This window comes from Solilutibacter pythonis (assembly GCF_003697345.1).
GTDB classification, from domain to species: Bacteria; Pseudomonadota; Gammaproteobacteria; order Xanthomonadales; family Xanthomonadaceae; genus Solilutibacter; species Solilutibacter pythonis.
Genome location: NZ_RFLY01000003.1, coordinates 141427 through 155157, shown reverse-complemented (window position 1 = coordinate 155157; position 13731 = coordinate 141427). Strand labels below are relative to the sequence as shown.

Sequence of the window (13731 nt, the reverse complement as noted above, 5' to 3'; positions counted from 1 at the left end):
GCATCCAGGGTCTGGTAAGTCAAGCCTTCTGCCGAATGCCGGCCGCAAACAGGACGGGCCGCCCGAAGGCGGCCCGTCTTGGGATACATATCCGGCGAAACTTACTTCGCCAAACGCTTGGCGATGGCCGCGCCCAGGTCGCCCGGCGACTTCACCGTGGTGACGCCTGCCTTCTCCATCGCGGCGAACTTGCCTTCGGCCGTGCCCGAGCCGCCGGAGGCGATCGCGCCGGCGTGGCCCATGCGCTTGCCCTTCGGCGCGCTGGCGCCGGCGATGAAGCCGACCACCGGCTTGGTGACGTGCTTGGCGATGTATTCGGCCGCTTCCTCCTCGGCCGAGCCGCCGATCTCGCCGACCATGATGATGCCCTCGGTCTGCGGGTCTTCCTGGAACAGCTTGAGCGCGTCGATGAAGTTGGTGCCGTTGATCGGATCGCCGCCGATGCCGATGCAGGTGGACTGGCCAAGCCCCGCGTCGGTGGTCTGCTTGACCGCTTCGTAGGTCAGCGTGCCCGAGCGCGAGACGATGCCGATCTTGCCCGGCATGTGGATGTGGCCCGGCATGATGCCGATCTTGCACTCGCCCGGGGTGATCACGCCGGGGCAGTTGGGGCCGACCAGAACCGTGCCCGGGTGTGATTTCAGCACGTTCTTGACGCGCATCATGTCGAGCACCGGGATGCCCTCGGTGATGCAGATGATGACCTTGATGCCGGCGTCGGCGGCTTCGAGAATCGCATCGGCCGCGAACGGCGGCGGGACGTAGATGACCGAGGCGTCGGCGCCGGTCTTCTCCACCGCCTGCTTCACGGTGTCGAACACCGGCAGGCCGAGGTGCTCGGCGCCGCCCTTGCCCGGGGTGACGCCGCCCACGACCTTCGTGCCGTAGTCGAGCATCTGTTGCGCGTGGAAGGTGCCCTGCGAGCCGGTGAAGCCCTGCACGATCACCTTCGTGTCCTTGTTGATCAAGACTGCCATTTGAGTATTCCTTCGAAGGTGGGTTAAGCGGCGTTCTTGACGGCTTCCACCGCCTTCTTCGCGCCATCGTTGATGTCGTCGGCCGGGATGATCGCCAGGCCGGAGTTGCGCAGCAGTTCCTTGCCGGCTTCCACGTTGGTGCCTTCCAGGCGCACGATCACCGGCACCTTGACGCCTACTTCCTTGACCGCGGCGATGATGCCCTCGGCGATCATGTCGCAGCGGACGATGCCGCCGAAGATATTGACGAACACCGCCTTCACCTTGTCGCTGGAAAGGATCAGCTTGAACGCCTCGGTCACTTTCTCCTTGTTGGCGCCGCCGCCGACGTCGAGGAAGTTGGCCGGCTCGCCGCCGTTCAACTTGATCACGTCCATCGTCGCCATCGCCAGGCCGGCGCCGTTGACCATGCAGCCGATGTCGCCGTCCATGGTCACGTAGTTGAGGTCGTACTTGGAGGCCAGCACTTCGGTTTCGTCCTCCTGGCGCACGTCGCGCATGGCGACCAGGTCGGGGTGGCGGAAGTTGGCGTTGTCGTCGCTGTTGATCTTGCCGTCGAGCACGGCCAGCGTGTTGTCGGTGAGGATCGCCAGCGGGTTCAGCTCGACCAGCGCCAGATCCTTCTCGTGGAACAGCTTGAACAGGCCCAGCATGATCTTGGTGAGCTGGCCGACCTGCTTGGCGTCCAGGCCCAGCGCGAAGCCGAGATCGCGGCACTGGTAGGCTTGCAGGCCCTGGACGTAATCGACGTGCAGGGTCTTGATCGCGTCCGGCTTCTCGGCGGCCACCTGCTCGATGTCCATGCCGCCCTCGGCCGAGGCGATGAAGGTCACGGTCTGGGTGGCGCGGTCCACCAGCACCGAGAGATACAACTCCTTGGCGATGTCGGTGGCCTGCGTCACCAGCACGCTGTCCACCGGCAGTTCGACCCCGGCGGTCTGGTAGGTCGCCATCTTCGTGCCGAGCATGGCCTTGGCGTATTCGCGCACCTCGTCGAGCGAGCGCGCCAGCTTGACGCCGCCGGCCTTGCCGCGGCCACCGGCATGGATCTGGGCCTTCACCACCCAGAAATCGCCGCCGATGGCCTTGGCGGCGGCGACTGCTTCGTCGGGGGAGTGGGCAACCTGCCCGGCGGGAACGCTGACGCCGTAATCGGCAAACAGCTGTTTGGCCTGATATTCGTGAAAGTTCATTGAGTCACCAAGATGTGGGAAGACACGACGCCGGCCCGGCAGCGGGCGGGAGTGCGTCCGGCATTGTCGCCGATGCGGCGTGCCGGGGCAAAACCGCCCTTATACTCGCCTGACCGCCACTTATCACCCAGCGGATGACTGGTCGCAAGCTGAAAGCCTTCCACGATCGCAGCTTCCGTTCGGAGATTCGCGCCCATGCCCTGTTCCGGGCATTGCTGGCGTTGCTGATCCTGTCGGTCGTGTCGATGCCCTCGTCGCTGGACGCCGCCGACCCCGGTGATGCCATATCGGCGCTGGGGGTTGCCGGTGGTTATCTGCTGCTGGCTTTCGGGCTCTTGTCCCTGGCCTATTTGCATGGCGGCGGCCCGCGCCTCTTGGCCTTCGGCACGTTGCTGGATTTCGTTTTCACCGGCAGCGTGCTGCATGCCGCGCCCGGCCTGACCGATGTCGTCGCGTTGGCCTGGATGCTCAACGTCGCGGCCGTTTCGTTGATGGTCTCGATGCGCGTGGGCATGCTGCTCGCGGTGCTGTCGGGCCTGGGCCTGTTGCAGCCGTCGATGTTGGATGGGGGCGTCCAGAACATCGAGCGCTGGCTGCCTTACCTGCTGGCCTACCTGATAATCGCCCTCGGCAGCAGCCGGCTGGGACGCCTGCTGCATGACAGCGGGAAGGTGGCGGAACGGCAGAGCGCCCAGATCCTCGAACTCTCGGCGATGAACGAGCAGATCCTCGAACGCCTGCCGGTGGGCGTGCTGGTGATCGATGGCGAGGGCGTGATCCGCCGCGCCAACAAAGTGGCCAACGAACTGCTGAAACTGTCCTCGGCCGAGGGCGCGCGGGTGGAAGTGAGTTCGCCGGCGCTCGCGCAACGGCTGAGTGACTGGCGCCGGCAAGTCGCCAGCGACAGCCGCGTGTTCGCGCTGGGCGGCCCCGGCTCCTCGATCGAACCGCAGTTCCTGCGCCTGCACCCGGCGGTCGAGGACACCCTGATCTTTCTCGAAGACACCACCCAGGCATCGCGCAGGGCCGAGACCATGACCCTGGCCACGCTCGGCCGCTTCTCCGCCAGCCTCGCCCACGAGATTCGCAACCCGCTCTCGGCGATCAATTACGCCGCGCAACTGCTGGGGGAGTCGGCGAATCTCGATGTGATGGATCGCAAGATGCTGGAGATCATCGCCCAGCAGGTACAGCGCACCAATGGCATCATCCAGGGCGTGTTGGGCCTGGCCCGGCGCGAGAAGGCCAGCCCGCAGGCATTCGATCTGGCGCGGATGATCCGCGAGTTCGCGGAGGAATACCGCGCCGGCTTCCCGCTCGATGCCGACACGCTGGCGCTGCGCGTGCCGGATTCGCCACTGATGGCCGAGGCGGACCCGCGCCACGTCCACCAGATCGTGATGGTGCTGGTCAGCAACGCCCGCTACTACGGCCGCATGCCGGAGCAACCGGCGCACATGACGCTGCGGGTCGGCACGGAAGGCACCGCCGTGGTGGTGGACGTCATCGACCGCGGCCCCGGCATCCCGGCGGCCAGCGTGGACAACTTGTTCCGGCCGTTCTACACCACCTCCAGCCACGGCACCGGGCTGGGGCTGTACATCGCCCGGGAACTGGCGATGGCCTGCCGGGGCGATCTCGAATACCTGCGCCGCCCCAGCGGGGCCTGTTTCCGGCTGCGCCTGCTCGCGGCTTCGCCGTCCGCGACCAGCGCCGGCTAGAATTTTAACGAATGACTCAGGATGGAGACACTTACGTGCAAGCCCAGTCAGCCTTGGTGGTGGACGACGAACGCGACATCCGCGAACTGCTCGTGGTGACTTTGACCCGCATGGGGTTGCGGGTGGAAACCGCGGCCACCGTGGCCGCCGCGCGCCAGCAACTGGCCAGCCAGCCGTTCGATTTCTGCCTCACCGACATGCGTCTGCCCGATGGCAGCGGCATGGAGATCCTCGCCCACATCAGCGAATACCACCCGATGACCCCGGCGGCGATGATCACCGCCTTCGGCAACGTCGAGGCCGCGGTGGAGGCGTTGAAGGCCGGCGCTTTCGATTTCGTCAGCAAGCCGGTGGACTTGAATGTACTGCGCGACCTGGTGCGTCATGCGCTCAAGCTGCGGGCCGAACGCGGCCATGCGCCGGTTGCGGTGGTGAGCGAGTCCACCGCCGCCGCGCCCGGGCAGGCCGCCCCCACGCTGCGCCTGCGCGGCGACTCCGCGGCGATGAAACAGTTGCGCCAGACCATCGGCAAAGTGGCGCGCTCGCAGGCCCCGGTCTACATCTGGGGCGAGTCCGGCACGGGCAAGGAACTGGCCGCGCGCAGCATTCACGCGGAAAGCCCGCGCGCCGGCGGCCCGTTCGTGCCGGTCAATTGCGGGGCGATCCCCGCCGAACTCATGGAAAGCGAATTCTTCGGCCATAAGAAAGGCAGCTTCACCGGCGCCCACGCCGACAAGGAAGGCCTGTTCCAGGCCGCCAGCGGCGGCACCTTGTTTCTGGACGAAGTGGCCGAATTGCCATTACCGATGCAAGTCAAGCTGCTGCGCGCAATCCAGGAAAAACGCGTGCGCCCGGTGGGCGCCGCCGCCGAACTGGACGTGGATGTGCGCATCCTTTCCGCCACCCACAAGGACTTGGCGCAGTTGGTGGAGGAGGGCAAGTTCCGCCACGATCTCTACTACCGCATCAACGTGATCGAACTGCGCGTGCCGGCCCTGCGCGACCGCCGCGAAGACCTGCCCGGCCTGGCGGAGGGCATCCTGGCCCGCCTGTCCGTCGAACACGGCCTGCCCTCGCTGCACCTGGGCGCCTCCGCGCTGGCGGCGCTGTCCGCCTATGTGTTTCCCGGCAACGTGCGCGAGCTGGAAAACCTGCTGGAGCGCGCCATGACCCTGGCCGAAGGGGATCGTATCGAGGCCAGCGATCTGCGGCTGCCCATGCTTGGCGCGGTGCCCGCCTCGATGGTCGAGACAAGCATTGCCAGCCCGTTCGACGCGCTCGATTCCAGTGGCGGGCTGGCATTGCCCGACGCGGTGGAGCAGATCGAGCGCGCGGCCATCGAGCAGGCGCTGGTGGTCAACCGCTACAACAAGACCAAGACCGCCGCCCAGTTGGGCATCACCTTCCGCGCCCTGCGTTACAAGCTCAAGAAGCTGGGCATTGAATAGAAATTTGGGTTCAATGTTGGCATGAATTGGCTCTCTCGGCCTGCATTGTCGTAAAAGTGACGCTCCGTGTCAGCTTTTGATGCACCCAAAGGCGTGCGAGCACACCCAAGCCGTGATCCAGTGCCGCCACCGGGCTGGCATGCGTCCTGCATTGCCCAAGGTGCGCAGGCTTTTGCGCACGCTGCCACGGCGCGGGAACGTTGCCGGAACAGTTGCATACTCAACCAAGACTCTTTTTAGGGGAGTACTCATTTATGAAAAAACAACAAGGCTTCACCCTGATCGAACTGATGATCGTCGTGGCGATCATCGCCATCCTCGCGGCGATCGCGCTGCCTCAATATCAGAACTACGTCGCGAAGTCGCAGTTTACTGCGGGTATGAGTGAGGCTGCTGCTGGTAAAACCGCTTATGAAGACAAGGTCAATGAGGGTGTTACTACAGCAGCTGAATATACTACTGTAGCGAATCTGGGTTTGAAGACCAGTGATCGCTGCACGATGAGTGCAACTGCACCTGCTGCTGGCGTTGGTACTATTGTCTGCACGCTTAAGGGTACCCCCAAGGTTGCAGGTAAGAAAGTCACTTGGGCGCGTGATGCTAATGGGAATTGGAGTTGTAGTTCCGATTTGGCTGCTGGTGATAAAACGAAGTATGCTCCGGTTACTTGTCAGAAGTAACAAGTATAGTTTAGTAGCTGTAATGCGAACCCCGGAATTCCGGGGTTCGTTGTTTTCATGATTAGTGACTAATAAAAGCCTCTGTTCGTAATGACTCCATTAGCCCAACCCAACCTCGCCGGCATCACCGGCATCACCCGCCGCCTGGTCATGGATGGCGCGCTTGGCGCCGATGCCGCTCGCAAGGCCCAGGAAGAGGCTGGTAGGCAGCGTTTGCCGATTACCCAGTTCCTGCTGGAAAAGAAGCTGGTCACGCAGGCCCGGCTGGCCGCGGCCAATGCGGTGGAGTTCGGCTTGCCGCTGTTCGATCCGGGGACGATGACGCTCCAGCCCGAGGCGTTGAAGCTGGTCTCCGAAGCGCTGTTGCAGAAGCACCAGGTGCTGCCGCTGTTCAAACGCGGCAATCGCCTCTATCTGGGCACGTCCGATCCGACGAACCTGGCCGGCATGGACGAGATCAAGTTCCAGTCCGGTTTCAATATCGAGCCGGTGTTGGTGGATGGCGATACGCTGCGGCGGGTACGGGAGATATGGCAGGCGTCCAACGCGTCCTTCGACGACCTGCTCTCGGGTGACGACGATATCGACCAGTTGTCCGTCGCCGATGGCAAGGAAGACGCGCCCGAGGCGAATGCCGACGGTAAGACCGACGACGACACGCCCGTCGTCAAGTTCGTCAACAAAGTGCTGGTGGATGCGATCCGCCTGGGCGCCTCGGACATCCACTTCGAGCCCTACGAGGACAGCTACCGGGTGCGCCTGCGCATCGATGGCGTGTTGCGCACGGTTTCACGGATGGGCAACAAACTGCACGCGCGCATCGCCGCCCGCCTCAAGGTGATGGCGCAGTTGGACATCGCCGAGAAGCGGATACCGCAGGACGGACGCATCAAGCTCAACCTGAGCAAGACCCGTCAGGTGGACTTCCGCGTCAGCACGCTGCCGACCCTGTTCGGCGAAAAGATCGTGCTGCGTATCCTGGACGGCAGCGCGGCCAAGCTGGGCATCGACAAGCTGGGTTACGAGGAGGCGCAGCAGCAACTGTTCCTCGATGCCATTCACAATCCCTACGGCATGGTGCTGGTCACTGGCCCGACCGGCTCGGGCAAGACGGTCTCGCTCTACACCGCGCTCGGTATCCTCAATGACGACGGCCGCAACATTTCCACCGTGGAGGACCCGGTGGAAATCCGCCTCCCGGGCGTCAACCAGGTGCAGCAGAACAGCAGGACGGGGATGACCTTTGCCGCCGCGCTGCGCAGCTTCCTGCGCCAGGACCCGGACGTGATCATGGTGGGCGAGATCCGCGACCTGGAGACCGCCGAGATCGCCATCAAGGCGGCGCAGACCGGCCACATGGTGCTTTCCACCCTGCATACCAACGATGCGCCGCAGACCATCGCGCGCTTGATGAACATGGGCATCGCGCCCTACAACATCACCAGTTCGGTGACATTGGTGATTGCCCAGCGCTTGGCCAGGCGTCTGTGCAACAATTGCAAGAAGGAAGCCAAGTTGCCCGAGCACGCACTCTTGGCCGAGGGATTCAGTCAGGAGGAGGTCGCCGCCGGCTTCAAGATTTTCGAAGCGGTCGGTTGCGACGAGTGCACGGAAGGGTATAAAGGGCGGACGGGCATCTACCAGGTCATGCCAATGACCGAGGAGATCCAGGCCATCGTGCTGGAGGGGGGCAATGCGTTGCAGATTTCCGAGGCATCGCGGCGTTCCGGCGTGAATGACTTGCGTCAGTCGGCCTTGCAGAAGGTCAGGCAGGGGCTTACCAGCCTGGCCGAAATCAACCGTGTCACCAAGGATTAAGTCATGTCGGTCACTCGTTCCGCGATCCCCCGCCCCGTTGCCGGCGCGCGCTCCGGCGCGCGTGGCGCGCAGCAGGCGCCCACGCCCATCTTCGTCTGGAAGGGTACCGACAAGCGCGGGATAGTGATGAAGGGCGAGCAGTCGGCCAAGAGCGAGGCGCTGGTGCGCGCCGAGCTGCGCCGCCAGGGCATCACCCCGACCCAGATCAAGCCCAAGCCCAAGCCGTTGTTCGGCGCCACGGGGCGAAAGATCAGCGCCAAGGAGATCGCCGTCTTCAGCCGGCAGTTGGCGACAATGATGAAATCGGGCGTGCCGATCGTGCAGGCGCTGGAGATCATCGGCAGCGGGCAGAAGAATCCGCGCATGGGCAAGATGGTCAACGATCTTCGCACCGACATCGCCGGCGGCGCGTCGATCTACGAGGCGCTCAACAAGTACCCGGTGCAGTTCGACGAGCTATACCGCAACCTGGTGCGCGCGGGCGAATCCGCCGGTGTGCTGGAAACCGTGCTGGAGACCATCGCCACCTACAAGGAAAACCTGGAAACACTGAAGGGCAAGATCAAGAAGGCGTTGTTTTACCCGATCATGGTGATCGCGGTGGCGCTTATCGTCAGCGCCATCCTGTTGATCTACGTGGTGCCGCAGTTCGAGGACGTGTTCAAGGGCTTCGGCGCCGAACTGCCGGCCTTCACCCAGATGATCGTCAGCCTGAGCCGCATCATGGTGGCGTGGTGGTGGGCGTTCCTGCTGGTGATGATCGTGGCGATCGGTGGTTTCCTCTTCGCCTACAAGCGCTCGCCGGCCTTCCAGCATTTCCTGGATCGGACGGTGCTCAAGGTGCCGGTGATCGGCCAGATCATGAACAACTCCTCGGTGGCGCGTTTCGCCCGCACCCTGGCGGTGACTTTCTCGGCCGGCGTGCCGCTGGTGGAGGCGCTGGGCACGGTGGCCGGGGCCACCGGCAACAGCGTGTACGAGAAGGCGGTGTACCGGATTCGTGACGACGTGTCGGTAGGCCACCAGGTCAATCTGGCGATGAAGCAGGCCCAACTGTTTCCGCACATGGTGGTGCAGATGACCGCCATCGGCGAGGAGGCCGGCGCGCTCGACGCCATGCTGTTCAAGGTGGCCGAGTTCTACGAGCAGGAGGTCAACAACGCGGTGGACGCGCTGTCCAGCCTGATCGAACCGTTCGTGATGGTCATCATCGGCGTATTGGTGGGCAGCATGGTCATCGGCATGTACTTGCCGATCTTCAAGCTGGCTTCGGTCGTCGGTTGAGGCATGGCGTTCCTGGACCAGAATCCGGCGCTGGGATATCCGGCGGCGGCGGCGCTCGGGCTTGTCGTCGGTAGTTTCCTCAACGTGGTGATCCTGCGCCTGCCCAGGCGGATGGAGTGGCAGTGGAAGTGTGACGCGCGGGAGATCCTCGGCGAGCCGGAAATCTACGATCCGCCGCCGCCGGGCATCGCCATCGAGCCTTCGCACTGCCCGCAATGCAAGGCGCGGCTGCGCTGGTACGAGAACATTCCGCTACTGAGCTGGTTGATCCAGGGCGGCAAGTGCCGCCATTGCGGCGTTGGGATTTCCCCGCAATATCCCCTGGTCGAACTGCTGACCATGCTGCTGTCGCTGGCCGCGGTCTGGCAATTCGGATTCGGTTGGCAGGGCTTCGGCGCGCTGCTGTTCACCTGGTATCTGATCGCCGCCTCGGGCATCGATTTCCGCACCACGCTGTTGCCGGATTCGCTGACGCTGCCATTGCTGTGGCTGGGCCTCGTCGCCGCCCACGAGGGCTTGTTCATCGGGACCAGGCCGGCCATCGCCGGGGCGGTGGTGGGTTATCTCAGCCTGTGGCTGGTGTGGTGGGTGTTCAAGCAGCTCACCGGAAAAGAGGGCATGGGGCATGGCGACTTCAAGTTGCTGGCGGCCATCGGGACCTGGTGCGGGGTGCAGGGCATCCTGCCGACGGTGCTGATCTCCTCGCTGGTCGGGGCGCTGATCGGTTCGGTCTGGCTGGCGGCCAAGGGGCGCGACAAGGCCACGCCGTTGCCGTTCGGGCCGTATCTCGCCATCGCCGGCTGGATCGTTTTCATGTGGGGCGATGAGATCATCGGCACCTATCTGCGCATGAGCGGGCTGGCCGATGCGCCTTGAGCGGCGGGAGGCTTGAGGTGGCGCGGTTCGTGGTTGGGCTGAGCGGCGGGGTTGCGTCCGGCAAGAGCGCGGCCGATGCCGCTTTCGCCGGGCTTGGCGTGCCGGTGCTGGATGCCGACCGTATCGCCCGTGAGCTGGTGGCGCCGGGGCAGCCGGCGCTGGCGGAGATCGTCCGGCTTTTCGGTGGCGAGGTGCTGGATGGCGAGGGCCGTCTCGACCGCCGGCGTCTGCGCGAACGCATCTTCGCCGACGAGGCCGCGCGCCGGGCGCTGGAGGCCATCCTGCATCCGCGGATCCGTGGCTTGCTGGCCGAACGCGCGGCGGCGGCCGATGCCGTTTATGTCATCGCTTCGATTCCGCTGTTGGCCGAAGGCGGCGGGCGCGAGGCTTATCCGTGGCTGGCGCGGATTCTCGTCATCGATGTGTCCGAGGCGACCCAGCACGAGCGTCTATGCCGGCGCGACGGTATCGACGAGGCGTTGGCCGCGCGGATGATCGCCGCCCAGGCCGGCCGGGCGGCGCGTTTGGCGATGGCCGACGACATCCTGAATAACGAAGGCACACTGGCCGCGTTGGCTGGACACGTGGCGGCGTTGGACCGGCTGTATCGCGCATTGGCGGCTTGATGCGGCTGGAACCGGCTTCGCTCAATGCGAAACGGTCTTCGAGAACAGGTTGATCACCAGCACCCCGCCCAGAATCAGGGTGATTCCGATGCCGGCGGCGAGGTCGAGCTTCTGGCCGAGGAAGAAGAAGCCGACCGCCGTGATCAGCACGATGCCGGCCCCGACCCAGACCGCGTAGGCGATGCCGACCGGCACGGTCTTGAGCGTGAGCGAAAGGAAGTAGAAGGCCACTGCGTATCCGGCCACGCTGGTCAGGGTGGGGGCGAGCCGGGTGAAGCCTTGCGAGCTTTTAAGAAACGAGGTGGCGATGACTTCCGCCACGATGGCGATGGCCAGATAAGTCCAGTGCATGGCGGATTCCGTTTGGGCGGGCGAGGAGCGGCCATTGTCTGTGTCGGGTGGGCTTGACTTCAATCGAACGACCGTGTGCGGGAGGCGCGCCTGTACATTGATTTAACCCGCATCCGACACCATTTCTGGGACATCGCGGACATGCCGCCTTTCCTTCGGAGATGTGCCATGCGTATGGATAAGCTCACCTCGCGTTTCCAACAGGCGATCGCCGATGCGCAATCGCTGGCGGTGGGGCGCGATAACTCGATCATCGAACCCGCTCATCTGCTGTCGGCCCTGCTTGAGCAGCCCGGCGGCGGCACGCGCCCGTTGCTGGCGCAGGCCGGCGTCGACGTGCCGCTGCTGCGGGAGACGCTGGCCGAATCACTGGGCCGGCTGCCGAAAGTCAGCGGGCAGGCCGGCAACGTCAGCGTCAGCAACGATCTTTCGCGCCTGCTGAATGTCACCGACAAGCTGGCCCAGGCGCGGGGCGATGCCTTCATCGCCAGCGAACTGTTCCTGCTGGCCGCGCTGGAGGACCCGGGTGAGGCCGGGCGCGCGCTGAAAGCCGCGGGGGCGGACAAGACGCGGCTCGAAGCCGCCATCGAAAAAATGCGAGGAGGGGAAAAAGTGCAGAGCGAGAATGCCGAGGACCAGCGCCAGGCGCTGGAAAAATACACCATCGACCTCACCGCGCGTCACGAGAAAGGCAAGCTCGACCCGGTGATTGGCCGCGACGAGGAGATCCGCCGCTGCATCCAGGTGCTGCAACGGCGCACCAAGAACAACCCGGTGCTGATCGGCGAGCCGGGCGTGGGCAAGACCGCCATCGTCGAAGGGTTGGCGCAGCGCATCGTCAACAACGAGGTGCCGGAAGGGTTGCGCGGCAAGCGCGTGCTCTCGCTGGACATGGGCGCGCTGATCGCCGGGGCGAAATTTCGCGGCGAGTTCGAGGAGCGGCTGAAGGCGGTGCTGAACGACCTGGCCAAGAGCGAGGGCCAGATCGTCCTGTTCATCGACGAGCTGCATACGATGGTCGGCGCCGGCAAGGCCGATGGCGCGATGGATGCCGGCAACATGCTGAAGCCGGCGCTGGCGCGTGGTGAGCTGCACTGCATCGGCGCCACCACGCTGGACGAATACCGCAAGTACATCGAAAAGGACGCCGCGCTGGAGCGTCGTTTCCAGAAGGTGTTCGTGGGCGAGCCGACGGTGGAGGACACCATCGCCATCCTGCGCGGCCTGAAGGAAAAGTACGCCGTGCACCACGGTGTGGAGATCACCGACCCGGCGATCGTCGCCGCCGCCACGCTCTCCAACCGCTACATCAGCGACCGCCAGTTGCCGGACAAGGCCATCGATCTGATGGACGAGGCGGCCAGTCGCATCCGCATGGAAATCGATTCCAAGCCGGAGGAACTGGACCGCAAGGAGCGCCGTCTCATCCAGCTCAAGATTCAGCGCGAAGCGCTCAAGAAGGAGAAGGACGACGCATCCAAACAGCGCCTGGCCGACCTGGAAGCCGAGATCGGCGCGCTGGAGCGTGAATACAACGATCTGGAGGAAATCTGGAAATCCGAGAAGGCCACCTTGCAGGGCGCGACCAGGATCAAGGAGCGGATCGAGGCCGAGAAGCTGCAACTTGAGGCCGCCCAGCGCTCGCAGGACTTCGCCCGCATGAGCGAGATCCAGTACGGCAAGCTGCCCGAACTGGAAAAGCAGCTCAAGGCCGCGCAGGAAGTCGAGACCAGCGGCTTCAAGCTGTTGCAGGACAAGGTGACGGCCGAGGAAATCGCCCAGGTGGTATCGCGCTGGACCGGCATTCCGGTCAGCAAGATGCTGGAGGGCGAGCGCGAGAAGCTACTGAAGATGGAGGCGCAACTGCATACCCGCGTGGTGGGGCAGGAGGAGGCGATCGCGGTGGTGAGCGATGCGGTGCGGCGCTCGCGCGCCGGCCTGTCCGACCCCGACCGCCCAAGCGGTTCGTTCCTGTTTCTCGGCCCGACCGGCGTGGGCAAGACCGAGCTGACCAAGGCGCTGGCGGAATTCCTGTTCGACTCCAGCGACGCGATGGTGCGCATCGACATGAGCGAATTCATGGAGAAGCACAGCGTGGCGCGGCTGATCGGCGCGCCGCCGGGTTACGTGGGCTACGAGGAGGGCGGCTACCTTACCGAGGCGGTGCGTCGCCGCCCCTACAGCGTGATTCTGCTGGATGAGGTCGAGAAAGCGCATCCCGATGTCTTCAACATCCTCTTGCAGGTGCTCGACGATGGCCGCCTCACCGACGGCCAGGGCCGCACGGTGGACTTCCGCAACACGGTGATCGTAATGACGTCCAACCTCGGCTCGCACCAGATCCAGGAATTGGCCGGCGATGATTCGCCGGAAGCCTACGTGCAGATGAAGGCGGCGGTGATGGGCGTGGTGCAGGCGCACTTCCGCCCGGAGTTCGTCAACCGGCTGGACGATATCGTGGTGTTTCATCCGCTGGACAAGGCGCAGATCCGCGAGATCGCGCGAATCCAGCTGCGCGGGTTGGAGAAGCGGCTGGCCGAGCGCGGCATTGGGCTGGAGCTTTCCGACAAGGCGTACGAACTGCTTGGCAATGTCGGCTTCGATCCGGTCTATGGCGCCAGGCCGCTCAAGCGCGCCATCCAGCAGCAGATCGAGAACCCGCTGGCCTCGGCGATCCTGGCCGGGCGCTTTGGTAATGGCGCGGTGGTGAAGGTGGACGCGGAGGCGGGGAAGTTGTCGTTCGACAGCTAAACGCGG

General features: G+C 64.5%; 11 protein-coding genes. 8 read left to right on the top strand and 3 right to left on the bottom strand.

All coding sequences use genetic code 11. The features are described 5' to 3' along the window. Positions 1-101 precede the first annotated feature (101 nt). Positions 102-977 (bottom strand): succinate--CoA ligase subunit alpha, encoded by an 876-nt coding sequence (gene sucD / locus EBB59_RS03210; RefSeq protein WP_122100705.1) that lies wholly within the window; start codon positions 975-977, stop codon positions 102-104. A 23-nt stretch (positions 978-1000) separates the two neighbouring features. Then, complete coding sequence (sucC, locus tag EBB59_RS03205; RefSeq protein ID WP_122100704.1) at positions 1001-2170, bottom strand: ADP-forming succinate--CoA ligase subunit beta; 1170 nt, start codon at positions 2168-2170, stop codon at positions 1001-1003. Positions 2171-2304: 134 nt separating this feature from the next. Between sucC and EBB59_RS03200 the strand changes: the two genes are divergently transcribed. The 7 genes from EBB59_RS03200 (at position 2305) to coaE (ending at position 10623) form a co-directional block, all read left to right on the top strand. Further along, a complete protein-coding gene (locus EBB59_RS03200; RefSeq protein WP_122100703.1) occupies positions 2305-3891 on the top strand; it encodes a sensor histidine kinase in 1587 nt (528 codons plus the stop codon). Between the two features lie 11 nt (positions 3892-3902). Further along, positions 3903-5339 (top strand): sigma-54-dependent transcriptional regulator, encoded by a 1437-nt coding sequence (locus tag EBB59_RS03195; protein WP_122100702.1) that lies wholly within the window; start codon positions 3903-3905, stop codon positions 5337-5339. Positions 5340-5593: 254 nt separating this feature from the next. Next, a complete protein-coding gene (locus EBB59_RS03190) occupies positions 5594-6019 on the top strand; it encodes a pilin (protein WP_122100701.1) in 426 nt (141 codons plus the stop codon). 90 nt (positions 6020-6109) lie between these two features. After that, complete coding sequence (pilB, locus tag EBB59_RS03185; RefSeq protein WP_122100700.1) at positions 6110-7837, top strand: type IV-A pilus assembly ATPase PilB; 1728 nt, start codon at positions 6110-6112, stop codon at positions 7835-7837. A 3-nt stretch (positions 7838-7840) separates the two neighbouring features. After that, positions 7841-9121 (top strand): type II secretion system F family protein, encoded by a 1281-nt coding sequence (locus EBB59_RS03180; protein WP_122100699.1) that lies wholly within the window; start codon positions 7841-7843, stop codon positions 9119-9121. A gap of 3 nt (positions 9122-9124) precedes the next feature. After that, positions 9125-9997 carry a prepilin peptidase gene (locus EBB59_RS03175; protein ID WP_122100698.1) on the top strand — a complete coding sequence of 291 codons (873 nt, stop codon included), beginning with the start codon at positions 9125-9127 and terminating at the stop codon, positions 9995-9997. A gap of 17 nt (positions 9998-10014) precedes the next feature. Continuing rightward, a complete protein-coding gene (gene coaE / locus EBB59_RS03170; protein WP_122100697.1) occupies positions 10015-10623 on the top strand; it encodes a dephospho-CoA kinase in 609 nt (202 codons plus the stop codon). 21 nt (positions 10624-10644) lie between these two features. Here the strand turns inward: coaE and EBB59_RS03165 are convergent, their stop codons facing one another. Beyond that, positions 10645-10974, bottom strand: a complete 330-nt coding sequence (locus tag EBB59_RS03165; protein ID WP_122100696.1) for a DMT family transporter — start codon at positions 10972-10974, stop codon at positions 10645-10647. A 168-nt stretch (positions 10975-11142) separates the two neighbouring features. On the opposite strand from EBB59_RS03165, the gene clpB reads away from it, so the two are divergent. Next, positions 11143-13725 (top strand): ATP-dependent chaperone ClpB, encoded by a 2583-nt coding sequence (clpB, locus tag EBB59_RS03160; protein ID WP_122100695.1) that lies wholly within the window; start codon positions 11143-11145, stop codon positions 13723-13725. Positions 13726-13731 lie beyond the last annotated feature (6 nt).

Coding starts and splice junctions, on each gene's coding strand:
- sucD (WP_122100705.1), bottom strand. CDS start 977: ATGGCAGTCTTGATCAACAAGGACACGAAGGTGATCGTGCAGGGCTTC.
- sucC (WP_122100704.1), bottom strand. CDS start 2,170: ATGAACTTTCACGAATATCAGGCCAAACAGCTGTTTGCCGATTACGGC.
- EBB59_RS03200 (WP_122100703.1), top strand. CDS start 2,305: ATGACTGGTCGCAAGCTGAAAGCCTTCCACGATCGCAGCTTCCGTTCG.
- EBB59_RS03195 (WP_122100702.1), top strand. CDS start 3,903: ATGACTCAGGATGGAGACACTTACGTGCAAGCCCAGTCAGCCTTGGTG.
- EBB59_RS03190 (WP_122100701.1), top strand. CDS start 5,594: ATGAAAAAACAACAAGGCTTCACCCTGATCGAACTGATGATCGTCGTG.
- pilB (WP_122100700.1), top strand. CDS start 6,110: ATGACTCCATTAGCCCAACCCAACCTCGCCGGCATCACCGGCATCACC.
- EBB59_RS03180 (WP_122100699.1), top strand. CDS start 7,841: ATGTCGGTCACTCGTTCCGCGATCCCCCGCCCCGTTGCCGGCGCGCGC.
- EBB59_RS03175 (WP_122100698.1), top strand. CDS start 9,125: ATGGCGTTCCTGGACCAGAATCCGGCGCTGGGATATCCGGCGGCGGCG.
- EBB59_RS03165 (WP_122100696.1), bottom strand. CDS start 10,974: ATGCACTGGACTTATCTGGCCATCGCCATCGTGGCGGAAGTCATCGCC.
- clpB (WP_122100695.1), top strand. CDS start 11,143: ATGCGTATGGATAAGCTCACCTCGCGTTTCCAACAGGCGATCGCCGAT.